Source organism: Nocardioides sp. SLBN-35 (assembly GCF_006715725.1).
GTDB lineage: Bacteria > Actinomycetota > Actinomycetes > Propionibacteriales > Nocardioidaceae > Nocardioides.
The window spans coordinates 99,625-125,828 of record NZ_VFNU01000001.1 but is presented as its reverse complement, the minus strand read 5'-3'; the positions used below and the strand labels follow the sequence as shown (position 1 = coordinate 125,828).

Genomic DNA, 26,204 nt, shown 5'->3' with positions numbered 1-26,204 from the left:
ATCCGATGGCCAGGTACGCAACCCGAGGAGCTGACGGCACGACCGTCCCGTGGCGCGACAAGAAGCGCTACCTGTGGATCCTCGGACTCGTCGTTCCGCTCACCCCGATCGTGGGGATCGCGCTGTTCGAGGCGACGGACGACGCGCTCTTCTTCTGGCTGACGCCGGTCGTGTTCTTCGGGATCATCCCGCTGATCGACCTGGTGGCCGGCTACGACAACACCAACCCGCCGGACGACGTGATCGACGCCCTCGAGAACGACAGGTTCTACCGCTGGGTGACCTACCTCTACCTCCCGGTGCAGTACGGCGGCTTCGTCGCCTCGATCTGGTACCTCGCGACCACCGACATGTCCGTCCTCGCCAAGGTCGGCCTCGCGATCTCCGTCGGCGTGGTCGGCGGCGTCGCGATCAACACCGCCCACGAGCTGGGCCACAAGCGGGAGTCGCTCGAGCGGTGGGCGTCCAAGATCGCCCTCGCGCAGACCTTCTACGGCCACTTCTACATCGAGCACAACCGCGGCCACCACGTCCGCGTCGCGACGCCGGAGGACCCGGCCAGCGCCCGGATGGGTGAGAGCGTCTACCGCTTCTGGCCGCGCACCGTCTCCGGCTCGCTGAAGAGCTCGTGGGAGCTCGAGGCCAAGCGCTACCAGCGCAAGGGCACGCACCCCTTCCACCTCGGCAACGACGTGCTCAACGCCTGGCTGATGACCGTGGCACTGTGGGGTGGCCTGATGCTGTGGCTCGGCCTCGCGTACGACGTCAACCCGCTCAGCCTGCTGCCGTACCTCCTCCTGCAGGCCGTCGTCGGGTTCTCGCTGCTCGAGGTCGTCAACTACATGGAGCACTACGGCATGGTCCGCCAGAAGGTCGGTACGCCGGGCAAGATGCGCTATGAGCGGGTCACGCCGGCGCACTCGTGGAACTCCAACAACATCGCCACCAACGTGCTGCTCTACCACCTGCAGCGCCACAGCGACCACCACGCGAACCCGACCCGCCGCTACCAGACCCTGCGCGACTTCAAGGACGCGCCGGTGCTGCCGACCGGCTACACCGGGATGATCGTGGTCGCGATGTTCCCGCCGGCCTTCCGGGCCCTGATGGACAAGCGCGTCATCGCCCACTACGACGGTGACCTGCGGCTGGCCAACCTGCACCCCGCCAAGCGCGAGAGGCTGCTGCGCAAGTACCCCGTCCCCGCCGAGCTCCTCGCCGCCGAGGCCGCCGTCCGGGTCGACACCAGCGCCCACGACTTCGAGGGCGAGGTGCTCGCCGCCCAGTGCCCCGGCTGCGAGTACACCTACGAGGTCGCGGAGGGCAACGAGCTCGAGGGCTTCGCCGCCGGTACGGCGTGGAAGGACATCCCCGACGACTGGTGCTGCCCCGACTGCGGGGTGCGCGAGAAGGTCGACTTCAAGGCCGTCGAGCCGCGGCACCACCTCATCGGCAAGGTCGGCGCGTGATGCACATCGTGGCCGACAAGGCGTTGTGCGAGGGCCTGGGGATGTGCGAGTCCATGGCCAACGACTACTTCGAGGTGGACGAGGATGAGGAGCTGGTCACCGTCCTCGACGCCCACCCGCCGGAGTCCGACCGGGCCCATGTGTACGCCGCCGTCCAGGCCTGCCCGGTGCTGGCATTGACCCTCGAGGGCTGAGCGTCACCGTCAGACCACCGAAGGCGCGCCCACCTGCCGGGTGCGCCTTCGGTGCGCTGTCGATGGCAGGCGTGGCTCCTCATCGACTTCGCCGGTCCGTCAACGTCTGGAGAACGCGCGGCGCGAAGAACCGTCGCTTGTAGGCGCTGGGGTCGACGACGTCCAGGACGTCCAGCTCGACGAGCTGTGCCACGAGCTTGTTGGCGCGGCCGTAGGAGAGGCCCAGTTCGGCCTCCACGGTACGGACCGTGAAGCTGGGATTGGCCACCGCCAGATCCACGACGGCTTGGGCGCTGCCGGCTCGAAGGTTCGAGGACTGGACGACCCGTCGGAGCTCCTCCTGGATCCTCACAAGGTCGATCATGCCGTCGCGCGTCGCATCAGCGGCCGCTTGGAGCCCGGTGGCGAAGAAGCGCACGAATCCATCCCAGTCGCCGTGGGTGCTCACGGCGAGGAGGCGGTCGTAGTAGGTGCTCCGACGAGCTTCGAACCATGGTGAGACGGTCAGGGTCGGCTCGCTGAGGACACCCCACATCTGGAGGGTCAGCACGACGAGCAGGCGACCCACCCGGCCGTTGCCGTCGCGGAACGGGTGGAGCGTCTCGAACTGGTAATGCGACATCGCCGCCGCGACGACCGGATCTATCTGCCCGCGGTGGTCGCTGCGCATCCACTCCACGAGATCAGACAGACCGGCCTCGAGATCGGGGCCGGGAGGGGCAGGCACGAACCTTGCTCCGCGCACGACGAAGTCACGCGGATCCGCCTCCTTCCGGACGCCGATCACGACCTGCGTCTCCCTGGGGCGACCGCTGACGTCCGCCAAAGGCGTGCCGCGCATGAGTAGGCCCTGGAGATCGCTGATGAAGGCGGCCGAGACCGGCCGGCCATCGGCGACCCAGTCGAAGCCGTGATTGGCCGTGCGGACGTAGTTGAGGATCTCGAGCAGCTCGGGCGTGGTCGGGGCATCCTCGTCCGCCGTGAGGACCTCAGCCACAGGCGCGTAGGTGCCTTCCAGCGCCGATGTGCTCTGCGCCTCCAAGCGCAGGGTGGGAGTGCGCAGCAATGTGGGATTCGGAAGCTGCCGCGCGGTGCTGTCGAGGGCAGCCAAGGCGGCCCGTGCGTCGGCGACCGCGAGATACGTCTGAGGGCTCAGGTCCGGCATGGTCGATGGCAAGGGGTCCGGTACGAACGCGTGGTGCTGCCACGCCCCGAGAACGGGATCGCTGCCGCTGATGGCGACAAGTGCTCCCGGGGCGTCCTTCCCGAACATACTGAGGTCCACAATGTCACTCTACTGGCCTTTGAGTGACATTGTTCGAAGAAGATGTCTGTTGAGTGACATGCGGACGGTCAGCCGCGGTGGAACAGCGCGTGGTGCCGCAGCGCGACGGAGAGCTGCGGGCTGATCCGGGTGATCGGCCGGCCGAGCATCTCCTCGGCCTGGCCGAGCCGGTAGCGGATCGTGTTGCGGTGCACCACCAGCGTCCGCGCGGCCTCCTCGGCGCTGCCGCCGCTGTCGAGGTACGCCGTCAGTGTCTCCCGGATCCGCTGCACCCCCTCCTCCTCGCCGGCGAGCGGCCCGAGTTGGCGGGTCATGAACCGGTCGACCTCCGGCGAGCAGCCGAGCAGCACGGGCAGCTCGACGTCGGCGTACACCGCCAGCCAGTCGTCGGAGTCGGGTGCGGTGACCCGCAGCGTGCCCTGGGCCTCGCGGTGGGAGGCGACGAAGCCGGCGATGTTGGGGGTGGCGGAGCCGACGCCCACCACGACGCTCCCGGTCCGCAGGTCGGCTGCGGCAGCCACGAGTCCCGAGAGGTCCGGCTGGTCGCGGGTGCCGAGCCACATCCACAGCTGGCGGCCGCCGGGCTTGACGATGAGCGGGTTGGCGGCGCCGATCCGGCGGGCGAGGTCGGCGGCCAGTGGTTCGAGGGCGCCGGCCTGCTCGGCGTCGCCGACGGACAGGACGACCGCGGTGTGGTGCACCGAGATCGGGTAGCCCCCCAGTGCGGCGGACGCCTCGCGGGCGTCGCTCAGCTCGCCGGCGAGGATCGAGCGCACCGACTCGAAGCGCTGGGCGGCCGCGCCGGCCAGCACCCGTGAGCGCGCGGCCTCGTAGGCCGCGATGGACTCGGTGATCGACTGGTCGAGCCAGACCCCGGCCCGGTTCCAGAAGTACATGAGCAGGTCGGCCCGGTCGAAGTCGGCCGGGGGGAGTGCCCTGATCAGCTCGCTGACATAGGCCCACACCTCCTGCTGGGCCACCCGGTAGAACCGGATCAGCGACTCCAGCGGCAGCTGCCGGTCGGCGATGTCGACGGACAGGACGCGGGCCGCCTCGGGGAGGTGGAAGTGCTGCTCGGGCTGGGCGAAGTCGCCGAGGAACGCCAGCCAGTGATCGCGGATCGTCAGCCGCAGTGTCTCGGACAGGCCGTCGACGAGCTCGACCTCGGGCATCTCGCGCACGATCGCCGCCTTCACCCGGTCGACCCAGGCTTCCACCTGGTCGGGCTGGGCCGACTCGGCGGCGTACGCCAGCAGCCACGGTGCGAGGTCGGACGGCACGGACTCGCTGCTCATCCGCTCACCCTAGGGGTGCACGGCCGGCTTTGTGCACGGTGACAACGCGGTCCCGGTTCTTTGGACTGCGACCACGAGAGCGTGACCACCGTCACCGGGTGGACTGGGCGCTCACAGGCGGGCCCGGCACAGGGGCTTGCCGTTCTCATGGGGGTGCAGCCGCATGCGCGCTGACTTCGAGTACGACGTCGTCGTGGTCGGCTCCGGCTTCGGCGGCTCGGTCACGGCCCTGCGCCTCGCCGAGAAGGGCTACCGGGTCCTGGTGCTCGAGGCCGGGCGCCGGTTCGAGGACGAGGAGTTCGCGAAGACCTCCTGGGACGTGCGCAAGTTCCTCTTCGCGCCGCGCCTGGGCTGCTTCGGCATCCAGCGGATCCGGCTGCTGCGCGACGTGGTCGTGCTCGCCGGCGCGGGTGTCGGCGGCGGCTCGCTGGTCTACGCCAACACGCTCTACCAGCCGAAGTCGGACGCGTTCTACAACGACCCGCAGTGGGCGCACATCACCGACTGGAAGGCCGAGCTGGCGCCGTACTACGACCAGGCGAGCCGGATGCTGGGCGTCGTCGAGAACCCCACGGTCACGCCCAGCGACGTGATCATGAAGGAGGTCGCCGACGAGATGGGTGTCGGCGACACCTACCGCGCGACGCCCGTCGGCGTCTGCTTCGGCACGCCGGGCGAGGCGATCGCGGACCCCTACTTCGGCGGCGCCGGGCCGGAGCGCCGCGGCTGCCTGGAGTGCGGAGAGTGCATGACGGGCTGTCGTCACAACGCCAAGAACACGCTGCTCAAGAACTACCTCTACCTCGCCGAGAAGATCGGCGCGGAGGTCCGGGAGCGCACCACCGTCACCGCGGTCCGGCCCCGGCAGGACGGCGGGTACGACGTCGTCACGCACCGCTCGGGCCGCTCGGCTCGTCGTACGACGACGATCAGCGCCGGCCAGGTCGTGCTGGCCGCCGGGACGTGGGGCACCCAGGAGCTGCTGCACGGCATGCGCCGCTCCGGCGACCTGCCCGGGCTGTCCGACCGGCTCGGCTACCTGACCCGCACCAACTCCGAGGCGCTGTGCGCGTCGAGCACCAAGCTGCGCAACAAGGGCGAGTACGACTTCCACCACGGCGTCGCGATCACCTCCTCGATCCACCCCGACGAGGTCACCCACGTCGAGCCGGTCCGCTACGGCGTCGGCTCGGGCCTGATGGGGATGCTGCTCACGTTGATGACCGACGGCGGCGGCCGGACCCCGCGCTGGGTGCGCTGGCTCGGGCAGGCCGCGCTCCACCCGCTGCTGCTGCTGTCCACGATCTTCGGCCTGGGCAGCTGGCCCGAGCGCACGATCATCGCGCTGGTCATGCAGACCAGCGACAACTCGATCACGGTGTTCCCGAAGAGGCGCGGGCTGCGTCGCACGGACAGGGTGCGGCTCACCTCGAAGCAGGGCCACGGCGAGCCGAACCCGACCTGGATCCCCGCCGGCAACGAGGTGGTACGCCGGATCAGCGACAAGATCGACGGCGGCTCCTACAGCACCACCGGCGAGATCTTCAACATCCCGATGACCGCGCACTTCCTCGGCGGCTGCCCGATCGGGGACTCCCCGCAGACCGGGGTGATCGACGCCTACCACCGGGTCTACGGGCATCCCGGACTGCACGTCGTCGACGGCGCCGCGATCTCCGCGAACCTCGGCGTCAACCCCAGCCTGACCATCACCGCGCAGGCCGAGCGCGCGATGGCGGTGTGGCCCAACCAGGGAGAGGCGGACCACCGCCCCGACCTCGGAGCCGGCTACGAGCGGCTCTCCCCGATCGCGCCGGTGCGGGCGGCTGTGCCCCCGACCGCACCGGCTGCGCTACGCCTCCCGCTGTACGTCGTGAAGCCCGAGGCACCCGCATGACCGCGGCACCGACCGTCGAGGCACCCGGCAAGCGCCGGGCCGGACCGGACGGGATGGACGAGCGCACCCGGCAGGTCGCCCGCGAGGCGGTCCGCTCGACCCTCGTGTTCAAGACGCTCGGAACCTTCGGCGACTTCTACAGCTTCGTCGGCAAGGTGTTCGGCCAGATGTTCACGCGGCGCTTCCAGTTCCGCGAGTTCATCTCGCAGGCCTGGTTCATCACGACGGTCTCGTTCGGGCCGGCGCTGCTGGTGTCGATCCCGTTCTGCGTCGTGATCATCTTCCAGGTCAACCAGCTGCTCATCCAGATCGGCGCGGTCGACCTCGCCGGTGCGGGCGCCGCGGTCGCGGTGGTCCGCGAGATCGGCCCGATCGTCTCGGTCCTCGTCGTCGCCGGTGCCGGTGCGACCGCGGTCTGCGCGGACCTCGGCTCACGGAAGATCCGCGAGGAGATCGACGCGATGGTGACCCTCGGCATCGACCCGATCGAGCGGCTCGTCGTACCCCGCGTGGTGGCCTCGACCCTGGTCGGCGTCGCCCTCAACGGGATGGTGACCGTGGTCGGCCTGGTCGGCGGGTACTTCTTCTCCGTCGTGCTCCAGGGGGCCACCCCCGGCCTCTACCTCTCCGACCTCACGCTGCTCGTCGGGCTGCCGGACTTCCTGGCCTCCGAGGCCAAGGCCGCGGTGTTCGGGCTGCTGGCCGGCCTGACCGCCTGCTACCTCGGCCTCAACGCCAAGGGCGGCCCGAAGGGCGTCGGCGAAGCGGTGAACCAGACGGTGGTCTTCGCGTTCATGCTGCTGTTCGCCGCCAACAGCGTGATCAGTGCCCTGTTCCTCCAGATCAAGCTCGGAGCGTGAGGCGACGATGAGTACGACGGCTCCGGGCTTCATCGCTCGCCACGTCGGCAGGCCGATGTCCTCGCTGCGCCGACTCGGAGACCAGCTGAGCTTCCACGGCAACGCCTACTCGCACATGCCGCGGGCGCTCAAGCACTACCCGAAGGAGGTCGTGCGACTGCTGGCCGAGGTCTCCCTCGGCTCGGGCGCGCTCGCCCTGATCGGCGGCACAGTGCTGGTCATCGGGTTCCTCACCGCGGCGGCCGGCATCGAGGTGGGCCTGCAGGCCTACACCTCCTTCGACAACATCGGTGTCTCGACGCTGTCGGGCTTCTTCTCGGCGTACTTCAACACTCGCGAGGTCGCGCCGATCATCGCCGGCATCGCGCTGACCGCGACCGTCGGCGCCGGATTCACCGCGCAGATCGGGGCGATGCGGGTCTCGGAGGAGATCGACGCACTCGAGGTGATGGCGGTCCCGCCGGTGCCGTACCTGGTGACGACCCGGATCATCGCGGGCCTGATCGCCGTCGTCCCCCTCTTCGCGATCGCGCTGATGATGTGCTGGCTGGCGACGTACGTCGTCGTCACGGTCGGCTACGACCAGGCGCCGGGCACCTACCAGCACTACTTCGACACCTTCCTCATCCCGAGCGACCTGTTCCTCGCGATCGTGAAGGTCGCGCTGATGGCGCTCGTGATCGTCTCGATCTGCTGCTACCACGGCTTCCGCGCGGCCGGCGGCCCTGCCGGCGTGGGCAAGGCGGTCGGCAAGGCCGTCCGCTCGGCGCTCATCTCGACCATGTTCATCGACCTGATCTTCGCGATCGCCATCTGGGGCGGTCCGTCGGTCCACATCGCGGGGTGAGGAGACGATGAGCACCAGATCGCCCAGGGAGAAGCACGCGCACCACGTCGACCGGCAGGTCGTCTACGGGTTCTTGTTCATCGCCCTGGTCGCGGCGCTGGTCGCCGGCACCATCGCCAAGTACCGCGGTGCCTTCGAGGACAACGTGCTCGTCACCGTCCAGTCCGACCGGGCCGGCCTCACCCTCGCCTCCGGGGCGCCGATCAAGCTGCGCGGCGTCGAGATCGGCCGGGTCAGCCACGTCGACAACAGCCCGAGCGCCGACGGGAAGGTCAGCATCGAGCTCGAGATCGACGCCGACAAGGTCGACCGGGTGCCGGCTGACGTGACGGCGCAGATCGTGCCGCCGACGGCGTTCGGCGCGAAGTACGTCCAGCTGACGCCGCCGGCCCACAGCAGTGACGGGAGCAGCGGCGGGACGATCGAGGCCGGCGCCGTGATCCCGGCCGACCGGGTCACCGTCGAGGTCGACGAGGCGTTCGAGAACCTCACGAAGGTGCTCGACGTCGCCCGCCCCGCCGAGGTGAACTCCGCGCTGACCGCGGTCGCCGGCGCCGTCGAGGAGCGCGGCCAGCTGATCGGCGACCTGATCACCCGGACCGACACCTACCTGCAGTCCCTCAACCCGTCGCTGCGCACCCTGTCCGCCGACCTCCGGGTGGCCGACGACGTGGCCGACGTCTACGACATCGCCCGACCCGACCTGGTCGCCACGCTCACCCACACCGGCGAGGTCTCCCAGACGCTGGTCCGCCAGCAGGCCTCGCTGCGGGCCCTCGAGCGCAGCCTGACCGGGTTCAGCGACCAGACCGACATCCTGGTGCGCAGCTCGCGGCAGGGCCTGGTCACCTCGCTCGGCCTGCTGCGACCGGTGAGCGACGTCCTCGAGCGCTACTCACCCGAGCTGCCCTGCCTCGTGCTCGGCCTCGCGTCGGCCAACAAGCTCGCCGAGGCCGCGGTCGGCGGCACCCACCCGGGCGTCACCACCTTCACCCGGATCATCCCGGGCCGCGACCCGTACACCTACGAGGAGAACCTGCCCGAGCTCGGCGCCGACAACGGCCCGGCGTGCTACGGCCTCCCGTACGTCGACGCGCAGGAGGGCAAGGCCGTGCCGCCGTCGTTCCGCACCGGTGCCAATCCGTACGTCGGCCCGCAGCCCACGCCCAGCGAGGCCGTGGCCGACACGCTGCTGGGCGTCCTCGAGGGAGTGGGGAACCTGCCATGAGCACCACCTCGAAGAGTCGGCTGAGTCCCGAGAAGCGGCGCCAGCGCGCCGACCTGATCAAGTTCACCGCCTTCCTGTCGCTGGCCGCGGTCTTCACGGTGTGGGTCGCCGCCGTCACCGGTGAGTACCGGCCCGGGGACCGCGACGACTACAAGGCCGTCTTCGACGACGTGTCCGGCCTCGCGGTCGGTGACGAGGTCCGCGTCGCCGGCGTCGACGTCGGCAAGGTGACCGGCATCGACGTACGCAAGGACAACACGGTGCTCGTGAGGTTCGACGTCGGCGAGGACCAGCAGCTGACCAAGGGCACCCACGCGACCATCCAGTACCGCAACCTGATCGGCGACCGGGTGGTCCAGCTGACCCGCGGGGAGGGGGACACGGGCGAGGTTCTCGCGGCCGGTGGCACCCTGCCCGCCAGCCAGACCGCGTCCGCACTCGACCTCGACACCCTGCTCAACGGCTTCAAGCCGCTGTTCGCCGGACTCAGCCCGACCCAGGTCAACGAGCTGTCCGGCCAGCTGGTGCAGGTGCTCCAGGGCCAGCAGGCCGCCGTCGCCACGCTGGTGCAGCACGTCGCGTCGTTCACCACCACCATCGGCGGCCGCGAGGAGCTGATCGGCCAGGTGATCGGCAACCTCAACAGCGTCCTCGGCACGTTCGACGACCGCAAGGCGACCCTCGGGCTGCTGCTCGACCGGCTCGACCAGCTGCTGACCGGGCTCGACCAGCAGGACACCCAGGTCCTCGACGCTGCCGCTCGGATCGACGAGTTCGCGACCACGACGACCGGCCTCGTGACGAAGGCGCGCGGCGACCTGCGCACCGACCTCCAGGGCCTGGCCGTCTCGGCCCGCGGCGTCAACGAGAACGCAGGGACGTTGGAGACCGTCCTCGAGAACCTGCCGGCGCACTACCGCGCGATCCAGAACACCGCGTCGTACGGCAACTACTTCAACTTCTTCCTCTGCGGTGTGCGGATCCAGACCGGCCTGGCCGGCGCGGACGTCACGACGCCGTGGATCTACTCCGACGCCCCGAGGTGCAAGAAGTGAGCCGCGTGACCAGCCCCGACCGGCTGGCCGCTCGCGGCCTGGCCGGCACCGTCGTCCTCGTCCTCGCCGTGCTCGCGGCGCTCAACATCAACAAGCTGCCGCTGATCGGCAACAGCGACGTCGTGCACGTCCAGTTCGCCGAGGCCGGCGGCCTCAAGGGTGGCGACGCCGTGATGGTGTCGGGCGCCCAGGTCGGCAAGGTCCGCGAGGTCCGCCTGGACCACAAGCACGTCGTCGCCGACGTGGTGCTGACCGATCCCGACATCGTGCTCGGCGACCGCACCGAGGCCCGGATCATCACGATGACCCTGCTCGGTCGGGCCGCGGTGGAGCTGGTGCCCCGCGGGACCGGGGAGATCGGGGCAAGGGAGTCGATCCCGCTGGCGCGCACCTCGTCGCCGTACAACCTGACGAGCACGCTCAACGAGCTCACCGAGACCACGGCGAGCATCGACAAGGCGCAGCTCGCGGCCGCGCTGGACCAGGCGTCGAGGACGCTGTCGTCCTCGAGCCCCGACCTGCGCCCGGCGCTGGACGGGATCACCGCCCTGTCGCGGGCGGTCTCGTCCAACGACGACGAGCTGCGCTCGCTGCTCGCGCACGCCGACAGTGTGACCGGCGTGCTGGCCGGCCGGGACCAGCAGATCGCCTCGCTACTCACCAGTGGGCGCTCGCTGCTCAGCGAGCTCGACGCCCGCCAGGACGTGGTGGTCAGCCTGCTGAAGAGCGCCCGCTCCCTGGCCGGGCAGCTGCGGCTGCTGCTCGAGGACACCGACGACGTGCTCGGGCCGGCGCTCGACGAGCTCGACGGCGTGGTCGACGTGCTCAACACGAACAAGAAGAACCTGCAGGCCAGCATCGTCGGCCTGCAGGGCTACGCCACCGCCTTCGGCGAGGCGATCTCGAGCGGGCCGTGGTTCGACGCCTACATCCAGAACCTCACCTCCCCCGGGACCCTCGCCCCCATCCTGTCGGGAGTCGTGCCGTGAACCGTCTCGTGAGCAAGAAGATCCTGGTCGCGCTCGTGATCGCCGCCGTCCTGGCGGGCCTCTTCGCGTGGAACCGCGACACCAGCAGCACCACGGTGCGCGCGTACTTCGCCAGCGCCGAGGGCCTCAACGTCAGTGACGACGTCAAGGTGCTCGGCGTGAAGGTCGGCAAGATCACCGCGATCGAGAACAGGCCCGACGGTGTGCTGGTCACGTTGAAGGTCGACTCCGGCCGGCCGATCCCCGCCGAGGCGCACGCCGCGATCGTGTCGCCCAGCCTGGTCAGCGGGAGGTTCGTCCAGCTCGAGCCGGTCTACGACGGCGGCCCGCGTCTCGAGGACGGCGCCACCATCGCGAAGGAGAGGACCGCAGTACCGGTCACCTTCGACGACGTGAAGCAGCAGCTGACCGACCTGGCGACCACCCTCGGCCCCGATGCGGGCAAGCAGGACGGACCGCTGGCGGTCGCGATCAAGGCGATCGACCAGAGCCTGGCCGAGGGGAACTCCGACCAGCTGCGGACCTCGATCGCCGAGCTCCGTAGCGCCGCGACGGCCCTGTCCGACGGACGATCCGACCTCTTCTCGACCATCGAGCACCTCGACACGTTCACCCGCAACCTCGCCCTCAACGACGCGGCGGTGCGGGGCTTCACGACCGAGCTCGACGATGTCAGCACCGTCCTGGCCGACAACCGCACCAACCTCACCGGAGCCCTGACCGACCTCGGCCGGGTGCTGGAGGCGACGGAGAAGTACTTCAAGAGGCATCGCAAGCAGATCCGGACCACGACCACCGACGTCAACCTGCTCGCCGCCACCCTGGCCGACCGGTCCAACGAGCTCGCCGGCGTCCTGCACGTCGCGCCGCACGCGATCGTCGACCTCAGCAACACCATCCAGGACCAGGCGATCACCGGCCGGGCCACGCTCTCGGCGCTCGACAACGTCCCTCAGCTGCTCTGCGGCGCGGTCCTCGGCGTCGGCGGCACGGCCGAGCAGTGCGCGAAGGTGCTGCAACCGCTGATCGACCTGCTCGGGATCGGCTCGATCGGAGGCACCCAGTGACCCTCTCCCGCGCCCTCCTACCCGCCGTCGTCGTGGCGGGGCTCGCCCTCACCGGCTGCGACATCCAGCCCAACGACAACACGCTGCCCGGCCAGGTCGCGGTCGGCGACGACGGCTACACCGTCGAGGTGCACTTCGACCAGATCGAGAACCTGGTCCCGAACTCGACGGTCCAGAAGGACAACGTCGTGATCGGCACCGTCGGCGAGATCCGCGCTGAGGGCTGGGAGGCGGTCGTCGACCTGCACCTGCTCGACGACGTGGTGCTGCCCGCGGACGCGGTGTTCTCGATCGGCCAGAAGACCCTCCTCGGTGCCCAGTACGTCGAGGTCTCGGCCCCCGACGGCTCGACCGGAACTCACCCCGCCGGCGCCCGGCTGGCCGAGGGTGCGGTGGTCCCGGTCGCGCAGACCGGCACCTACCCCGCCACCGAGCAGGTCCTCGGCGCCGTCGCGCTGCTGCTCAACAACGGCGGCCTGTCCCAGATCAGCACCATCACCGGCGAGCTCTCGACGGCGCTGCGGGACCGGGTGCCCGACACCCGTGGCCTGATCCGGCACACCAACGACCTGCTCTCGGTGCTCGACGCCAACAAGTCCGAGATCGTGCGCGCGCTGGAGTCGCTCAACAGCCTCAGCGCCGGCCTGCGTCAGGACCAGCAGCAGATCGCCACTGCCATCGACCGGATCACCCCCGGCCTGAAGGTGCTCGACCAGGAGCGCAACCGGCTGGTCAAGGCGGTCACCAGGACCAGCCGCACCGGCGTCCGCGCGAGCGAGGTGATCCGCGCCAGCGAGACCGCACTGCTCGCCAACCTCGACTCCCTCGGCCCGATCCTCGAGCACCTCGGCCAGGCCAGCGAGTCGCTGCCCGAGTCGCTCAAGATCGCGCTCACCATCCCGTTCCCGGTGATGACCGCGCGCAACGCGCTGCGCGGGGACTACGCCAACCTGTTCGCCACGCTCGACCTGCGCGACAGCAGCCTGCTGGCCAGCTGGCTCGGCCTGATCGGCGTACCTGCGACGCCGCCGGCCGACGCCGCCGCGCCGGAGACCCCCGCCGTACCGGAGGCTCCGGTCCCGGCGCCCGGCACGCCCGCGCCCACCGAGCCGACGACGTCCGGCGACGTGCAGACGCCGGCTGCACCGGCCGAGCCCGTGCCGGACTGCGGCCTGCTCAAGAAGATCCTCGGAGGCTGTTAGGCCATGCTGCTCACCCCGCTGATCAAGCGCCAGCTGCGCATCTTCACCGTCCTCGCGGTGGTCGCGCTGGGCCTCGCGTTCTTCCAGTACGCCCGGGTGCCGGCCATGCTCGGCATCGGCGTCTACGACGTCGACGTCGACTTCGGGGACGCGAGCGGGCTCTACCCGAAGGCCGCGGTCACCTACCGCGGCGTCGAGGTCGGCCAGGTCTCGAAGCTCGAGGTCACCGACGAGGGCGCGATCGCCACGCTGCGCCTCGACAACGACGCGAAGATCCCGGCCGGCGCGTCCGCCGAGCTGCACAGCACCTCCGCCGTCGGCGAGCAGTACGTCGACCTGGTCGACCCCCGCACCCCGCCGGCGGGAGGCGAGGTGCTCGCCGACGGCGCGAGGATCCCGCGCGAGCGGGCCGTCGAGATGCCGCAGATCACGCCGGTCCTGGACTCGGTCAACCGGCTGCTGGAGTCGGTGCCGAAGGCGGAGACCAAGCGGGTCCTCGACGAGGTCGACGCCGGACTCGGCGGCGCGGGCCCCGACCTCAACGAGCTGGTCGACTCCACCGGCGACGTGCTGAGCGAGGCCCAGGCGCGGATCGACGCCACCACCTCGCTGATCGCCGCGGTGCAGCCGGTGCTCGAGACCCAGCGTGACCTCGGCTCGCGGACGCAGTCGTACGCCGCCTCCCTGGACGAGCTCACCACCGCCCTCGCAGCCGGCGACTCGGCCGCCGTACGCACTCTGCTGAAGAACGCACCCGGCGGCCTCGACGCGGCCACCCGCACGGTCACCGACCTGCAGCCGGTACTGCCGATGATGCTGGCCAACCTGACCACCAACGCCCAGGTGCTCAACACCTACCTGCCGCAGCTGCACCAGACGCTCGTCGTCTACCCCTCGCTCGTCGCGCGGCTGCAGTCGGCGATCAACCCGCGGGCCGAGCACGGCGACGTGAAGCTCGACCTGCGCGCCGCGCTCAACAACCCGCCGACCTGCCAGAGCGGCTACCTGTCGCCGAAGGAGCGGCGCAACCCGCGTGCGACCGAGGTCCGCGACGTCGACCCCCTGGCGCACTGCGAGATCGCGCCCGACAACCCGACCGCCGTCCGCGGCGCCCGCAACCTGCCGTGCCCCGAGGGCGACGGCCGCGGCAACACCCCCGCCGCCTGTGGCGAGCACTTCGGAGGCGGCGAGTGGCCGGACTCCAGCGGCACGGTCGCCTACGACCTCGCCGTCGGACACGGCGACGGCACCACGACCGCGACCGCGCCGGCCTCTGCCGGTGCGCCCGAGACCGGAGGAGACGAGCTGTGGAAGATCCTCGTGCTGGCACCCCTGGGGGTCCGGTGAAGACCTGGCGCGGGGCGGCCGTCGCCCTGGCGGCGGTGGCCCTGCTCGTCCTCACCGGCCAGCGGGCCTCGGCCTGGCAGGACGAGCGGGCGCAGGCCGCCGACGAGAAGGACGCGATCGCCGCCGCGACCGCCGAGGTCGAGGGCCTGGTCGACATCAGCTCGGCCACCTCGGACGCCGACATGAAGAAGCTGCTCGCCGGTGCGACCGCCGGCTTCCGCAGCGAGCTGGAGGGCCAGGCCGACCGGCTCCAGCAGGCGCTCGCCGACAACGCCGTCCGGGCCAGCGGCGACGTCGTCTCCGCCGGCCTGGTGAAGCTGGCCGGCGAGCGGGCCACGGTGATCGTCGCGGCCGCCGGGTCGGTCCAGAACAAGCAGACGTCCGCCGCCGAGCCGCGGAACTACCGGCTCACGGTCGACCTGCAGAAGGTGAAGGGGGACTGGCTGGTGTCCGGACTGGAGTTCGTCGCATGACCGCCCTGCGCAGCCGCACCATCCTCGCCGCCGTCGTACTCGCCCTCCTGGCTCTCGCCGTCGCCGTCACCCTCGGCGCCCAGCGCGCCGCCGACCTCACCGAGGCCCGCGCCGACGCGCTGGCCGCCGCGAAGGAGCGGGTCCCGGCCCTGCTGGGCTACGACGCCGCGACCCTCGACGCCGACCTGGCCACCGCCGACGACCAGACCACCGGCGGCTTCCACGCCGACTACGGCAAGATCCTCGACGAGGTCGTCGAGCCGACCGCCGCCCAGCGCGGCATCTCCACGACCGCCGCCGTCAACGCGGCCGGCGTGGTCCGCGGCACCCGCGACCGGGTCGTCGTACTGCTGTTCCTCACCCAGACCACCACCGCAGCCAAGGGCGAGGACGGCGGCAAGGGCGGTACGTCGGTCTCCGGCAGCCGGGTCGAGGTCACCATGAAGCGGGTGGGCGACGGCTGGAAGATCGCGGGCCTCGAGCCGAAGTAGGGCGCGCCCGCCGCTTGTAACTAAGTGTTGCGGCACGAAAAGTGCTGCACCAGCGCCCGGGTAGTGGCCACAACACCCGGGTAGAGCTCAGCCGAGGCGGGCCTCGATGTCGGCGAGCACCGGGTCGCGCAGGCCGGTGGAGTCGTGCTCCCACCACACGTCGCGGTAGACGACCCGGCCCGTCATCCAGGTCTGGTACGACGCCAGCGGCACCGCCTGGAACGCCGGTCCGGGCACCCGCCGGGTGGGCGCCTCGATGCCGAGGTCGGCGGCCGGCGACCAGCCGTGCCGCGAGTAGTAGCCCGGGTCGCCCTCGAGCACGACGACCGGCGCACCGAGCCGGTCCGCCTCCGCGACCGCGGCCTCGAGCAGCGCCGCACCGACTCCCCGGCCCTGGTGGGCGGGCGCGACGCTGAGCGGGCTGAGCACGAGCACGTCGACCAGCGCCTGCCGGGTGTCGAGCCAGCCGTGGCTGAGCCCGACGTGGCCCACCAGCGCCCCGGTCGCGTCGACCGCGACCAGCTGGGCCCGGTCGTGTCCGCGGGCGACCACGTCGCCCCACACCCCGACCACGGCGGCGCCCTCGGCGCCGAAGGCGGCGCCGATCAGCTGCCTCGTCGCATCGTCGTCGTCGGGGCGCTGAGGCCGGATCTCGAAGCTCATGGCGCCATCCTCCCGGACGCGACTGCAAAGATCTATTTGCAAATACTTCTTTGCGGTCGTACGGTCGAGCCATGACCGAGCAGCGACCCAGCGTGGTGACCCCCGACCTCGCGGGCCTGCGCGCCCTCTCCCACCCCACCCGGCTGCGGATCCTCAGCCACCTGCGGATCGAGGGACCGGCCACGGCCACCACGCTCGCGACCCGGTTCGGGCTCAACAGCGGCGCGACGTCGTACCACCTGCGCCAGCTGGCCGAGCACGGCTTCGTGGTCGAGGACCCCGACCGGGGCAACGCCCGCGACCGGTGGTGGAAGGCGGCGCACCAGGAGACGCACAGCCGTGCCGCGCAGGCCCGCACGCCCGAGGAGCGCGACGTCGCCGACGCGTTCCTGCAGGCGGCGACGGTGATGTACGCCCAGAACCTGCAGGCCGCGATGGAGGAGCAGCCGCTGCTGCCCCCGCAGTGGCGGGCCGCCTCGACGGTGAGCGACTGGGTGCACACCATCCCGGCCGCGAAGGCCGCCGACCTGGTGGCGCGGATCAAGGAGCTGATCGCGTCCGTCGACGACGCCGAGCCGGACGAGGACGCGGTGCCGTTCGCCTTCCAGATCCAGGCGTTCCCGGTCCCCGGGCACGTCGCGCCCGCGCCGGAGGCCTGACGTGCGGGCGGGCTCGGGCGCCCTCGCGGGCTTCCTCGCCGCCGACGCCATCTCGCTCGCCGGCACCCGGCTCTCGCAGATCGCCGTGCCGTGGCTGGTCCTGACCACCACCGGGTCGGCCACCCGCACCGGCCTGGTGGCGTTCGCCGGCCTGCTGCCGCTCGTGCTCGCCCAGGCCCTCTGTGGACCGTGGATCGACCGCACCGGCGCGCGCCGCGTCGCGATCGGGTTCGACGTCGCGTCCGGGATCGCGGTCGCCGCCGTCCCGATCGCGTACGCCGCCGGCTGGCTGCACTTCCCGGTGCTCGTGGCGCTGGTGGCCGTGACCGGTGCCCTGCGGGGACCGTCCGAGGCCGCGCGGCACGCGATGGTCCCCTCCCTGGTGCGGTACGTCGGGCTGCCCACCGAGCGGGTCACCGGCCTGGTCGGTACGACGGACCGGCTCTCCGCGCTGGTCGGTGCGGCGGTCGGCGGCGGCCTGGTCGCGGTGCTCGGGCCGGCGACTGCGCTGCTGGTCGACGCGGGCTCCTTCCTGGCCTGCGCGGCGGTGCTCGCGGTGGCGACCCGTCGGGTCGGCGGCGTGCGGCCGGAGCCGCAGGGGTCGTCGTACCTCGCCGAGCTGCGGGGCGGATGGGACGTGCTGCGCCGCGACCCGGTGCTGCTCGCGATGATGGTGATGGTCGCGGTGACCAACCTGCTCGACCAGGGCTACTCGTCGGTGATGCTGCCGGTCTGGGCCGACGACGTGGGCGGTGGCCCGGCGGCGATCGGCCTCCTCGGTGCCTGCATGGGCGGTGCCGCCCTGGTCGGCTCGGTGCTCGCGACCTGGCGGGCCGAGCGACTGCCGCGGTTCCGCACGTATCTCGTCGGCTACCTCCTCGCCGGTGCCCCGCGCTGGATCGTGCTCGCCGTCGGTGCGCCGCTGTGGCTGGTCGCGCTGGTGCACGTGGTCGCCGGGTTCGGTGCCGGGTTCATCAACCCGGTCCTCGGCGCCGTGCAGTTCGAGCGGATCCCCGAGGACGCGATGGGCCGGGTCAGCGCGCTGTCGCTCGCCGCGTCGTGGTCGCTGATGCCGCTCGGCGGCCTGCTCGCCGGTCTGGCGGTCACCGGCACCGGCCTGTCCGCCGGCCTGATGCTGTTCGGGGTCGCCTACCTCGTGACCACGATGGCGCCCCTGCTGTCGCCGGCGTGGCGGACCATCGACGAGCGCCCTCAGGCCGTCGTGGTGGCGGCCTCCGCGAAGGCCTCGACCGCCGCCAGGTCGTAGCTCCCCGCGTCGGTGCCCAAGCCCTGCGCGACCTGCGCGGCGGTGGCGCAGCCGAGCGCGGCCGCCTCGACGGGCGTCCTGCCGAGGGCGAGCCCGCGCAGGTAGCCCGCGGAGAAGGCGTCGCCGCAGCCGGTGGTGTCGACCACCTCGATCGGGTACGCCGGCACCTCCGTCACCCCGTCGGCGCTCGCCACCAGCGCGCCCCGAGCGCCCTGGGTGACCGCGACGCAGCCCGCGCCCGCGGCGAGCAGGGCCTGCGCCCCCTCGGCGAGGGTGGTGGCGCCGGTGAAGCCGAGGACCTGCTCGTCGTTGGGGAGCAGGTGGTCGGTGTGGGGGAGGGCCGCTGCGATCCAGGCCAGCATGTCCGGGTCGCCCGGCGCGAGGATGTCGACGGACGTGGTGATGCCGGCGGCGCGGGCGCGGGCGAGCAGCTCGCCGGCCGCGTCGCCGCCGAGGAACTCCGGCCCGCCCAGGTGGAGGTGGGTCACGCCGGACAGCACGTCGGACGGCAGGTCGTCGAGCGTGAACGCGCCGTTGGTGCCGATGCAGTGCCAGGCCGGGCGGTCGCCGTCGGGGCGCACCGGCAGCACCGACGCCGACGTCTGCGCGGAGTCCTTGCGCACGAGTCCGGCGACGTCGACGCCCTCCCGGGCCAGCAGCGCGAGCAGGGTGTCGCCGACAGGGTCGGTGCCGACGGCGCCGTACGACCGGACACTCGCGCCCAGCCGGCTGAGCACCACGGCGGTGCCGCCCGCGGTGCCGGCCGGCGACATCCGGATCGTCTCGACCAGCTGGCCCTCGGAGCCCTCGGGGATCGAATCGATCCCGAGGACGTGGGTGTCGAGGACGTGCACGCCGACGGCGGCGACCACCATGCTCATTCAGATCTCCTGGGTGCTGCCGTAGCCGCGCGACAGCGCGGCCTCGATGACGTCGAGCTGCTGCTCCTCGGTGAGCACCCGCGGCGTGCCGAGGGCACTGGCCCGGTGGTGCAGCTGGCACAGCCACTCCAGCAGGAGCGCGTTCTCGACCGCCTGGTCGAGCGAGCCGCCGAGGGTGACCGAGCCGTGGTTGGCGAGCAGGGCGGCACTGCGACCGGCGAGCGCGGTGCGCACGGCGGCGGCGAGCTCGGGCGTGCCGAAGGTGGCGTACGGCGCCACGCGGACCTCGCCGCCCAGCGCGAGCTGCTGGTAGTGCAGCACCGGCAGCGCGTCGAGCACGCACGCGAGTGCGGTGGCGAAGGGCGCGTGGGTGTGGACGACCGCGCCCTGCTGTTCCGTCGGGCCGTCGGCGTACACCCCGAGGTGGAGGGACAGCTCGCTGGTCGGAGCGAGGGTGCCCTCGATGACGGCGCCGTCGAGGTCGACGACGGTGACGTCGTCAGGTGAGCACGCGCCGAGGCGTACGCCGGTCGCGGTGATCGCGACCAGGTCGCCCACGCGGGCGCTGACGTTGCCGGCCGTGCCGACGAGCAGGCCGGCCTCGGCGAGCCGGCGGGACGCGGCCGCGACCGCCGCCCTGGCCTCGTTCACCGGCCGGTGGCGATCTGGTCCAGGTAGCCGGCGACCAGCGCGATCGCCTGGTCGATGAGGAAGCCGTCGCCCCGCGGGTCGTTCTCGAAGGCGACCTGGAAGGCGCGGTCGCCGACCTCGACGGCGAGCTCGGCGATCGTGGCGAGCTGCTCCTCGTCGTACCCACCGGCGGTGAGCAGGCCGGCCTCGATGCCGAAGGCGAGCAGGCTCTCGGCGGTACGCCGGTTGTGGTGGCGGCCGTAGTCGTAGATGGCGGGGTTGGTGCGTCCGCGCATCCAGATCTGCATGAAGGCCGGGCGCCGGTGGTAGACCTTCACGAACGCGCGCATCACCGTGTCGACCAGCGACGCGACGGTCAGCTCCTCGACGGCGGCGAGGTCGCCGGCGACCTGGTCGTCCATCTCGGCCATGTCGCGCTCGCAGAGCGCGAGGAGCACGGCCTCCTTGTCGGTGAAGTACTGGTAGAGCGAGGCGACCGGCAGCTCGGCGGCCTCCGCGATCGAGCGTGTCGTCAGGCCGTCGACGCCGTTGGTCACCACGAGCCGGGCGGCTGCTTCGAGGATCCGCTCGACCCGCTCCCGCGACCGGGCCTGGGCAGGGACCCGGCGGCGGCTCGGACCGGCGCTCGGACCGGCGCTGGATCCAACGGTGGCGGAAGGCATGCCCGAAGTGTAGCCTCCGAACCCGAACCTGACACAGATTCATCTTCGGAGGCGACGTGCAGACCACCGACCCGCGACTCACCCTGGGCCGCCGTGGCCTGCTCGCCGGCGGCGCGGCGACGTTCGGTCTGCTCGCCCTCGACGCGTTGGAGGCGGAGGTCCACGCCGGCGTACGCAAGGGCAGGCTCCCGCGCAAGGTCGACGTCGTCGTGGTCGGCGCCGGCCTCGCCGGACTGGTCGCCGCGCGCCGGATCCGCGGCGCCGGGCACTCCGTCCTCGTCGTCGAGGCCCGCGACCGGGTCGGCGGCCGGGTGCTCAACCACGAGCTCCCCACCGGCGGCACCATCGAGGCCGGCGGCGCCTTCGTCGGCCCGACCCAGGACCACGTCAAGGGCCTCGCCCACAAGCTCGGCATCGCCACCTTCGACGAGTACGTCACCGGCAAGAACGTCTACCTGTCCTCGCTGCTCGGCCGGATGGAGTTCACCGGCACCGTCCCGCCCGACCCGACGATCCTGCTCGACGCGGCGCTCGCACTGAAGCGGCTCAACGGGTTCGCCCAGGAGCTCTCCGTCGACGCGCCCTGGTCCCACCCGCGCGCGGCCGAGTGGGACGCGATCTCCCTCGGCGACTGGCTGCGCCGCAACACCCTCAACAGCTCGGGGATCGAGAAGCTGATCCAGTCCTGGACCCAGCCCGGCTTCGGCGCCGACCCGGACCAGGTCTCGCTGCTCTTCGTGCTGCACTACATCGCCTGCTCCGGCAACGAGACGACCCCCGGCACCTTCGAGCGCAACTCCGACACCGCGGGCGGCGCGCAGGAGAGCCGCTTCGTCGGCGGCTCCCAGCGGGTCCCGCTCGAGCTCGCCCGGCGCCTCGGCAAGCGGATCGCGCTCAACGCCGCCGTCACCAGGATCGTGCAGCCCGCCCACGGCCGGGTCCGGGTGCACACCGCTCGCGGCAAGGTGAAGGCCCGCCGCGTGATCGTGGCCGCCCCGCCCAAGCAGGTCCTCGGCATCGGCTTCGCGCCCGCCATGCCCGCCGGCCGGCAGGCGCTGCTCGAGCAGGTCCAGATGGGCCGGCTGATGAAGTGCGACGCCGTCTACGAGACGCCGTTCTGGCGCGACAAGGGGCTCACCGGCTTCGGCATCGCCGAGTCCGGCGCGGTCCGGGTCGCCTTCGACAACCACGTCGCCGACACCGGCCACGGCGTCCTGCTCGCGTTCGTCGGCGGCTCCGCGTGGCAGCAGTTCGGCAACCGCTCGCTCGAGGAGCGTCGTACCGCTGTCCTGCAGGGCTTCGCCGCCATGTTCGGCGATCAGGCGCTGCACCCGATCGACTACACCGAGCACGACTGGACCCGCGAGCAGTGGACCGGCGGCGGCCCCACCGCGATCTACCCGCCGGGCGTCATGTCGACCCACGGCCGGCACATCCGTACGCCGCACGGCCGGGTGCACTGGGCCGGCACCGAGACCTCGACGTACTGGACCGGCTACATGGACGGCGCCGTCCGCTCCGGCAAGCGCGCGGCCCAGGAGGTGTTGGACTCCCTCACCTGAACCGCACCCCCTACGTTCTGGTCGTGATTTCGCAGTTGTCGCGACCAAAACGCATGGGGCGCGGCGCGGAATCGGCCAGCTTCAGGTGCGTGCAGGCTCCGGAGTCACGGACACGGGTGTCGTACGACGGGTCAGCTGTCGCACCGAGGGCGCACCGAGCGCGGCGATCGAGCTGAGCCCGATCACGGCGGCGACGGCGACCAGCCAGCGGTCGGTGCCCACGACGGCGGCGACGGGACCGGTGAGTGCCAGCCCGAGCGGGCGACAGACGTAGGAGCCGACCGTGTCGAAGGAGTAGACCCGCGCGAGCATGTCCTCGGCGATGTTCTCCTGGATCGCCAGGTCCCAGCTGACGCTGAACAGCTGCAGTCCGACGCCGTGCACGAACGCGCCCACCAGCACGACGGACAGGTCGCCGGCGACCGCCAGGGCGAGTGGGAAGGCGGCAGTGAACGCGAGCATCACCACGCCCCAGCGCAGCAGGTGGCGCGGTCGCCAGCGCAGCGCGACCAGGCCGCCGGCGACGAAGCCGGCCATCAGCGCCGAGAGCGTCCAGCCCCAGGCCTCCTTGCTCCAGGTGTCGCTGACGACGATCGGGCCGAGCACGCCCTGCACCCCGCCGAAGCACAGGTGGTAGAGCAGCGCCTGCCCGATCAGCAGCCACAGCCAGGTGTGCCGGAACACCTCGCGAGCGCCGTCGGCGAGCTCGGCGAGGAGCCGTTCGCGCCCGGCCGTCGCCGAGGCCGGCACCCGGATCATCGCGAAGAGCACCGCGGCGACGGCGTACGTCACCGCGTCGACGGCGATCGCCCAACCGGGGCTGGTGACCGCGACGATGACACCGGCGATCGCGAAGCCGACAGCGAACGCCGTCTGGTTGGCCAGGCTGCGCAGCACGACCGCGCGGCCCAGCTGCTCGTCGGTGACCGTCGAGCGGGTCATCGCGTTGGACGCGGGCTGGGCGACCGCGCCGAGGCAGCCGTTGACGACGCCGATCGCGGTGAGGAACCACAGTGAGCCGTGACCGGTGATCAGTACGGCGGCGCAGGCGGCCTGGCTGACCGCGGTGGCCGCCGAGGAGCCCTGCATGAGGAGCTGGCGGGGGAGCCGGTCGCCCAGCACGCCGCCGTACAGGATCGTGATGACCTCGGCGGCCGAGAACGCGGCGACGACGAGGCCCAGCTGGGTGGCCGTGCCGCCGAGGTCGAGGACCGCGAACGCCAGCGCCACCGGCGTCATCGCCGAGCCGAGGCCGCTCACCGCGACACCGCCGACGAGCAGCCGGAAGTCCCGCGAGCGCAAGGGGGAGGGCGTGGTCACCGGAGCAGAGTACTTCGGTATCTAAGTATTCGCCAGCGAACTATCAGTTTCGCTGCGCGGCCCGGCGGGGCAGGATCGGCCCATGACCGACTCCGGTGCCCCCTACGCCCCGCCCCCGCCATCGAGCGGGCCGGCCCCGTTCGTCCCGCCGCCGTCCGGACGCCGCACGTCGATGGTGCTGCGGCACCTCATGAGCGCGGTGGTCGCACTGGTGCTGACCCCCGTCGGCGTGCTCGTCTTCGACCACGGAGCGGGGAGCTATCGCCAGGAGCTGGCGCGGACCTTGGACAGCTCCGAGGGCGGCAGCGAGCTGCTCCAGATGGTCGCGGGTGCCCTGATCCTGCTCGCCGTGGTCGCCTGCGCCCGGCTGTCCGGCCTGGGACCGGTGCTCGCCGGCCTCGTCTGGGGGCTGCTGCCGTTCGTCTGGTACCTCGTCGACGTGCCGAGCTTCTTCGACTTCACGCGAGACCTGCCGTCGACGTACTTCTGGTTCTCGCTGCCCGAGTACCTCTTCCCGCTGGTCGCGGTGATGCTCGTCGGCGCGGGCGTCGTCGGCCGCTGGCGAGGGCGCCCGCAGTAGCGTTCGCCCATGGCCGAGGACTGGACGGACCGCCACGTCGCGCGGTGGAAGGACCACTGGCTCGACCTGGCCTTCGACGAGGCGGTCGAGGGCGTGTTCGTCCGGGTCAACCGGATCGACCGCTACCTGCGCCGGGCCAAGCAGCGTGCCGTCGCCGAGGTCGGCCTGACCGACTTCGAGTACGACACCCTGCACGTGCTGATGATCCGCGACACCCCAGGCTCCGCGTCGCCGACCGAGCTCGCCACCGAGCTCGGGGTGTCCGGCGCGGGGATGACCGGGCGGCTCGACGGCCTGGAGAAGGCCGGCTGGATCCGCCGGATCCCGGCCGTCGAGGACCGCCGCCGGGTGATCGTCGAGGTCACCAAGTCCGGCATGGCCGTCTGGCGCCAGGCGATGGACCTGCGCGGTCGCGCCGAGGACGACCTCGCCGAGGCCCTCACTGAGCGCGAGCTCGCGACCCTCAACCGGCTTCTGAAGAAGGTGACGGTGCGCTCCGAGGAGCGCGAGGGCTGAGCCGCTGAGCGTGGGAAGGGGGTGGCCCGTCCGGCGTCCGGACGGGCCACCCGCTCGCGTCGCACCGACCCCCCCACAGGCCGAGAACGCGAGGACGGCGGTCGGTCACGCCCTAGGCAGGCAGGACCGGACCGCCCCGCAGGTGGAACCGGCGGGTCCGCCGCGGGAGGGACGTGGGCCGCGGGCCCGCCAGGCCGAGGACGACGGGCGCACCGGGCGAGCCGGCGTCGTACCGTCGCAGGATGAGGAGCACGGCCGCCTCGGTACGACGCAGCCGCGCGTAGGTGTCCTGCAGCTCGTCCTCGCCGGTCCGGGCGTCGAGCTGCGCCTCGCACATGTGCTGCCAGCGGGCTCGCAGCGCCGCCAGCAGCGCCGTCGGGCCGTCGAAGTACGGGCGCCACTCCTCGCGCCAGGGCAGCGCGCCGCTCATGTCGGTCGCGGCGGCCGCCTCGACCTCGCGGATGATGCGGGTGCGTTCGTGGGTCTCGGTCCAGGTCATGACGGGTTCCTTCCGGGGAGCCGCGGGAGTGCCGCGAGGGGTGATGGGGTGTTCGGGGGGCGCTGGAAGGAGGAGGCGCCGGGGCGTCGCGGTGATACCGGGAATCTCGACGTATCAACGGTGCTGGCTCGCGGGTCCGATGTGCGGGACGATGCATCCGCAAGCTTCCGCGTCACGGGAAGGGGGTCGGGTGTGGACGTCGACTCACCGCTGTCAGCGCTCGTCCCCGCGGCGCGGGAAGGAGATCAGCATGCATGGGATGCGATCGTGGACCGCTTCCTCCCGCTGGTGGATGCGATCATCCGCGGCCACCGGCTCTCGGAGGCCGACGGTGACGACGTCAGCCAGACCGTCTGGCTGCGCCTCGTCGAGCACCTCGGCGACCTGCGCGAGCCCGCGGCGCTCCCCGGCTGGATCCGTACGACGACCCGCAACGAGTGCCTGCGACTGCTCTCGGCCCGCGGCCGGGTGCGCCCGGTCGACCCGCAGGACGCCTCCGGCCTCGACGCGGTCGTCGACGACGCCGCCGGCACCGACCTGCTCGCGGCCGAGAGCCGCCAGCTGCTCCGCGAGGCCCTCGCCGCGCTCCCCGAGGCCCGCCGGGCGCTGCTCCTGCTCCTCCTCGCCGACCCACCCGTCGGTTACGAGGAGATCAGCCGCCGCCTCGGCATCCCCGTCGGCAGCATCGGCCCGACCCGCGCCCGCGCGCTCGAGCAGCTGCGTCGCACCCCCGCACTGCGCCGACTGGTGGAGGTGACCCCGTGACCGGTCCTCTGGACGACGACGAGCTGATGACCCTGCTCGGCGAGGCGGTCGCCGAGGAGGCAGCCGTCAGTGACCGCCGGCGTACGGCGGCCCGCGCCGCCTTCACCTGGCGCTCCGTCGACGCCGAGCTGGCCGAGCTGCTCCACGACTCTGCCCTCGACGCCGGCGCCGCCGTCCGCTCCGGCGCCGGTGAGGGGGGCGAGCCGCGCACCTTGTCCTTCGGCCACAGCGGCCTGACCCTCGAGATCGAGGTGGACGGCGAGACCCTGCTCGGCCAGGTGATCGGCACCGGCTCCGCCGCCTCGGCCGTGGAGCCCGCCTCCGTCCTCCTCGAGCGCCCCGAGGCCGACGCGCTGAGTGCCGAGGCGGACGCCGCCGGGTTCTTCCGGCTCGAGGGGGTCCGGGCCGGGACGGTGCGGTTCGTGGTCGAGCAGGGTGGGTGGTCGCTCACCACGCCGTGGGTGACGCTGTAGCGCGGGT

Annotated in this window: 28 protein-coding genes; 20 read left to right on the top strand and 8 right to left on the bottom strand. The window is 71.9% G+C overall.

The annotated features are described in order from the left end of the window. Window positions 1-5 precede the first annotated feature (5 nt). The gene (locus FBY23_RS26795; RefSeq protein ID WP_141796378.1) at window positions 6-1,469 is read left to right on the top strand and encodes a fatty acid desaturase; all 1,464 of its coding nucleotides are present in this window, start codon (window positions 6-8) and stop codon (window positions 1,467-1,469) included. Next, window positions 1,469-1,663, top strand: coding sequence for a ferredoxin (locus FBY23_RS00615; RefSeq protein WP_174245248.1), 195 nt, complete (start codon window positions 1,469-1,471; stop codon window positions 1,661-1,663). The genes FBY23_RS26795 and FBY23_RS00615 overlap by 1 nt, the downstream gene beginning before the upstream one ends. A 79-nt stretch (window positions 1,664-1,742) precedes the next feature. Here the strand turns inward: FBY23_RS00615 and FBY23_RS00610 are convergent, their stop codons facing one another. After that, window positions 1,743-2,948 (bottom strand): Fic family protein, encoded by a 1,206-nt coding sequence (locus FBY23_RS00610; protein WP_174245168.1) that lies wholly within the window; start codon window positions 2,946-2,948, stop codon window positions 1,743-1,745. A 68-nt stretch (window positions 2,949-3,016) separates the two neighbouring features. Next, window positions 3,017-4,243 carry a CdaR family transcriptional regulator gene (locus FBY23_RS00605; RefSeq protein ID WP_141796376.1) on the bottom strand — a complete coding sequence of 409 codons (1,227 nt, stop codon included), beginning with the start codon at window positions 4,241-4,243 and terminating at the stop codon, window positions 3,017-3,019. A gap of 163 nt (window positions 4,244-4,406) precedes the next feature. On the opposite strand from FBY23_RS00605, the gene FBY23_RS00600 reads away from it, so the two are divergent. The 11 genes from FBY23_RS00600 to FBY23_RS00550 are packed head-to-tail and all read left to right on the top strand — an operon-like array spanning window position 4,407 to window position 15,699. Beyond that, window positions 4,407-6,140 carry an FAD-dependent oxidoreductase gene (locus FBY23_RS00600; protein ID WP_141796375.1) on the top strand — a complete coding sequence of 578 codons (1,734 nt, stop codon included), beginning with the start codon at window positions 4,407-4,409 and terminating at the stop codon, window positions 6,138-6,140. Beyond that, entirely contained in the window at window positions 6,137-7,000 is an 864-nt protein-coding gene (locus tag FBY23_RS00595) for an ABC transporter permease (RefSeq protein ID WP_222117680.1), read from the top strand. The genes FBY23_RS00600 and FBY23_RS00595 overlap by 4 nt, the downstream gene beginning before the upstream one ends. A gap of 7 nt (window positions 7,001-7,007) precedes the next feature. Continuing rightward, complete coding sequence (locus tag FBY23_RS00590) at window positions 7,008-7,847, top strand: ABC transporter permease (protein ID WP_174245167.1); 840 nt, start codon at window positions 7,008-7,010, stop codon at window positions 7,845-7,847. A 7-nt stretch (window positions 7,848-7,854) separates the two neighbouring features. Then, on the top strand, window positions 7,855-9,075 hold the full coding sequence (locus tag FBY23_RS00585; protein WP_141796374.1) for an MCE family protein: 1,221 nt from the start codon (window positions 7,855-7,857) through the stop codon (window positions 9,073-9,075). Beyond that, window positions 9,072-10,130: an MCE family protein gene (locus FBY23_RS00580; protein WP_141796373.1), complete on the top strand. Its 1,059-nt coding sequence runs from the start codon at window positions 9,072-9,074 to the stop codon at window positions 10,128-10,130. Before FBY23_RS00585 ends, FBY23_RS00580 begins: the two co-directional genes overlap by 4 nt. After that, a complete protein-coding gene (locus FBY23_RS00575) occupies window positions 10,127-11,119 on the top strand; it encodes an MCE family protein (protein WP_160158124.1) in 993 nt (330 codons plus the stop codon). The genes FBY23_RS00580 and FBY23_RS00575 overlap by 4 nt, the downstream gene beginning before the upstream one ends. Continuing rightward, on the top strand, window positions 11,116-12,186 hold the full coding sequence (locus FBY23_RS00570) for an MCE family protein (RefSeq protein WP_160158123.1): 1,071 nt from the start codon (window positions 11,116-11,118) through the stop codon (window positions 12,184-12,186). Before FBY23_RS00575 ends, FBY23_RS00570 begins: the two co-directional genes overlap by 4 nt. After that, window positions 12,183-13,388: an MCE family protein gene (locus tag FBY23_RS00565; protein ID WP_141796370.1), complete on the top strand. Its 1,206-nt coding sequence runs from the start codon at window positions 12,183-12,185 to the stop codon at window positions 13,386-13,388. Before FBY23_RS00570 ends, FBY23_RS00565 begins: the two co-directional genes overlap by 4 nt. A 3-nt stretch (window positions 13,389-13,391) precedes the next feature. Next, the gene (locus FBY23_RS00560; RefSeq protein ID WP_141796369.1) at window positions 13,392-14,735 is read left to right on the top strand and encodes an MCE family protein; all 1,344 of its coding nucleotides are present in this window, start codon (window positions 13,392-13,394) and stop codon (window positions 14,733-14,735) included. Beyond that, window positions 14,732-15,208, top strand: a complete 477-nt coding sequence (locus FBY23_RS25830; protein ID WP_160158122.1) for a hypothetical protein — start codon at window positions 14,732-14,734, stop codon at window positions 15,206-15,208. The genes FBY23_RS00560 and FBY23_RS25830 overlap by 4 nt, the downstream gene beginning before the upstream one ends. Then, complete coding sequence (locus FBY23_RS00550; protein ID WP_141796368.1) at window positions 15,205-15,699, top strand: h domain protein; 495 nt, start codon at window positions 15,205-15,207, stop codon at window positions 15,697-15,699. The genes FBY23_RS25830 and FBY23_RS00550 overlap by 4 nt, the downstream gene beginning before the upstream one ends. 87 nt (window positions 15,700-15,786) lie before the next feature. On the opposite strand, the gene FBY23_RS00545 is transcribed toward FBY23_RS00550, so the two are convergent. Then, window positions 15,787-16,362 carry a GNAT family N-acetyltransferase gene (locus tag FBY23_RS00545; protein ID WP_141796367.1) on the bottom strand — a complete coding sequence of 192 codons (576 nt, stop codon included), beginning with the start codon at window positions 16,360-16,362 and terminating at the stop codon, window positions 15,787-15,789. Window positions 16,363-16,433: 71 nt separating this feature from the next. Here FBY23_RS00545 and FBY23_RS00540 point away from each other — a divergent pair, with 71 nt between their 5' ends. Together FBY23_RS00540 and FBY23_RS00535 are read left to right on the top strand one after the other, a co-directional pair. Continuing rightward, a complete protein-coding gene (locus FBY23_RS00540) occupies window positions 16,434-17,021 on the top strand; it encodes a transcriptional regulator (RefSeq protein WP_141796366.1) in 588 nt (195 codons plus the stop codon). 1 nt (window position 17,022) lies between these two features. Then, the gene (locus FBY23_RS00535) at window positions 17,023-18,288 is read left to right on the top strand and encodes an MFS transporter (protein WP_141796365.1); all 1,266 of its coding nucleotides are present in this window, start codon (window positions 17,023-17,025) and stop codon (window positions 18,286-18,288) included. Here the strand turns inward: FBY23_RS00535 and FBY23_RS00530 are convergent. Genes FBY23_RS00530 through FBY23_RS00520 form a run of 3 tightly spaced genes read right to left on the bottom strand, consistent with a single transcriptional unit; the run spans window position 18,234 to window position 20,482 of the window. Then, the gene (locus FBY23_RS00530; RefSeq protein ID WP_174245166.1) at window positions 18,234-19,169 is read right to left on the bottom strand and encodes a carbohydrate kinase family protein; all 936 of its coding nucleotides are present in this window, start codon (window positions 19,167-19,169) and stop codon (window positions 18,234-18,236) included. The genes FBY23_RS00535 and FBY23_RS00530 overlap by 55 nt on opposite strands. Further along, window positions 19,170-19,820, bottom strand: a complete 651-nt coding sequence (locus FBY23_RS00525) for a class II aldolase/adducin family protein (RefSeq protein ID WP_141796364.1) — start codon at window positions 19,818-19,820, stop codon at window positions 19,170-19,172. Then, window positions 19,817-20,482 (bottom strand): TetR/AcrR family transcriptional regulator, encoded by a 666-nt coding sequence (locus tag FBY23_RS00520; RefSeq protein WP_141796363.1) that lies wholly within the window; start codon window positions 20,480-20,482, stop codon window positions 19,817-19,819. The genes FBY23_RS00525 and FBY23_RS00520 overlap by 4 nt, the downstream gene beginning before the upstream one ends. Window positions 20,483-20,538: 56 nt before the next feature. On the opposite strand from FBY23_RS00520, the gene FBY23_RS00515 reads away from it, so the two are divergent. Further along, window positions 20,539-22,044, top strand: coding sequence for an FAD-dependent oxidoreductase (locus FBY23_RS00515; protein WP_141796362.1), 1,506 nt, complete (start codon window positions 20,539-20,541; stop codon window positions 22,042-22,044). Window positions 22,045-22,125: 81 nt separating this feature from the next. On the opposite strand, the gene FBY23_RS00510 is transcribed toward FBY23_RS00515, so the two are convergent. Beyond that, on the bottom strand, window positions 22,126-23,364 hold the full coding sequence (locus FBY23_RS00510) for an MFS transporter (RefSeq protein ID WP_260805662.1): 1,239 nt from the start codon (window positions 23,362-23,364) through the stop codon (window positions 22,126-22,128). An 82-nt stretch (window positions 23,365-23,446) separates the two neighbouring features. Between FBY23_RS00510 and FBY23_RS00505 the strand changes: the two genes are divergently transcribed. Both FBY23_RS00505 and FBY23_RS00500 read left to right on the top strand, forming a co-directional pair. Continuing rightward, a complete protein-coding gene (locus tag FBY23_RS00505; RefSeq protein WP_141796360.1) occupies window positions 23,447-23,944 on the top strand; it encodes a hypothetical protein in 498 nt (165 codons plus the stop codon). Between the two features lie 9 nt (window positions 23,945-23,953). Next, on the top strand, window positions 23,954-24,460 hold the full coding sequence (locus FBY23_RS00500; RefSeq protein ID WP_141796359.1) for a MarR family winged helix-turn-helix transcriptional regulator: 507 nt from the start codon (window positions 23,954-23,956) through the stop codon (window positions 24,458-24,460). 112 nt (window positions 24,461-24,572) lie between these two features. Here the strand turns inward: FBY23_RS00500 and FBY23_RS00495 are convergent, their stop codons facing one another. Further along, entirely contained in the window at window positions 24,573-24,959 is a 387-nt protein-coding gene (locus tag FBY23_RS00495; RefSeq protein WP_141796358.1) for a hypothetical protein, read from the bottom strand. On the opposite strand from FBY23_RS00495, the gene FBY23_RS00490 reads away from it, so the two are divergent. Next, window positions 24,939-25,724 carry a sigma-70 family RNA polymerase sigma factor gene (locus tag FBY23_RS00490; protein WP_313901085.1) on the top strand — a complete coding sequence of 262 codons (786 nt, stop codon included), beginning with the start codon at window positions 24,939-24,941 and terminating at the stop codon, window positions 25,722-25,724. The genes FBY23_RS00495 and FBY23_RS00490 overlap by 21 nt on opposite strands. Further along, window positions 25,721-26,197 (top strand): hypothetical protein, encoded by a 477-nt coding sequence (locus tag FBY23_RS00485; protein WP_141796356.1) that lies wholly within the window; start codon window positions 25,721-25,723, stop codon window positions 26,195-26,197. The genes FBY23_RS00490 and FBY23_RS00485 overlap by 4 nt, the downstream gene beginning before the upstream one ends. Window positions 26,198-26,204: the final 7 nt, after the last annotated feature.

What these genes read in the sequence shown, in the direction of transcription:
- FBY23_RS26795 (WP_141796378.1), top strand. Translation starts at nt 6, where the DNA reads ATGGCCAGGTACGCAACCCGAGGAGCTGACGGCACGACCGTCCCGTGG.
- FBY23_RS00615 (WP_174245248.1), top strand. Translation starts at nt 1,469, where the DNA reads ATGCACATCGTGGCCGACAAGGCGTTGTGCGAGGGCCTGGGGATGTGC.
- FBY23_RS00605 (WP_141796376.1), bottom strand. Translation starts at nt 4,243, where the DNA reads ATGAGCAGCGAGTCCGTGCCGTCCGACCTCGCACCGTGGCTGCTGGCG.
- FBY23_RS00600 (WP_141796375.1), top strand. Translation starts at nt 4,407, where the DNA reads ATGCGCGCTGACTTCGAGTACGACGTCGTCGTGGTCGGCTCCGGCTTC.
- FBY23_RS00595 (WP_222117680.1), top strand. Translation starts at nt 6,137, where the DNA reads ATGACCGCGGCACCGACCGTCGAGGCACCCGGCAAGCGCCGGGCCGGA.
- FBY23_RS00590 (WP_174245167.1), top strand. Translation starts at nt 7,008, where the DNA reads ATGAGTACGACGGCTCCGGGCTTCATCGCTCGCCACGTCGGCAGGCCG.
- FBY23_RS00585 (WP_141796374.1), top strand. Translation starts at nt 7,855, where the DNA reads ATGAGCACCAGATCGCCCAGGGAGAAGCACGCGCACCACGTCGACCGG.
- FBY23_RS00580 (WP_141796373.1), top strand. Translation starts at nt 9,072, where the DNA reads ATGAGCACCACCTCGAAGAGTCGGCTGAGTCCCGAGAAGCGGCGCCAG.
- FBY23_RS00560 (WP_141796369.1), top strand. Translation starts at nt 13,392, where the DNA reads ATGCTGCTCACCCCGCTGATCAAGCGCCAGCTGCGCATCTTCACCGTC.
- FBY23_RS00550 (WP_141796368.1), top strand. Translation starts at nt 15,205, where the DNA reads ATGACCGCCCTGCGCAGCCGCACCATCCTCGCCGCCGTCGTACTCGCC.
- FBY23_RS00545 (WP_141796367.1), bottom strand. Translation starts at nt 16,362, where the DNA reads ATGAGCTTCGAGATCCGGCCTCAGCGCCCCGACGACGACGATGCGACG.
- FBY23_RS00540 (WP_141796366.1), top strand. Translation starts at nt 16,434, where the DNA reads ATGACCGAGCAGCGACCCAGCGTGGTGACCCCCGACCTCGCGGGCCTG.
- FBY23_RS00530 (WP_174245166.1), bottom strand. Translation starts at nt 19,169, where the DNA reads ATGAGCATGGTGGTCGCCGCCGTCGGCGTGCACGTCCTCGACACCCAC.
- FBY23_RS00520 (WP_141796363.1), bottom strand. Translation starts at nt 20,482, where the DNA reads ATGCCTTCCGCCACCGTTGGATCCAGCGCCGGTCCGAGCGCCGGTCCG.
- FBY23_RS00505 (WP_141796360.1), top strand. Translation starts at nt 23,447, where the DNA reads ATGACCGACTCCGGTGCCCCCTACGCCCCGCCCCCGCCATCGAGCGGG.
- FBY23_RS00500 (WP_141796359.1), top strand. Translation starts at nt 23,954, where the DNA reads ATGGCCGAGGACTGGACGGACCGCCACGTCGCGCGGTGGAAGGACCAC.
- FBY23_RS00495 (WP_141796358.1), bottom strand. Translation starts at nt 24,959, where the DNA reads ATGACCTGGACCGAGACCCACGAACGCACCCGCATCATCCGCGAGGTC.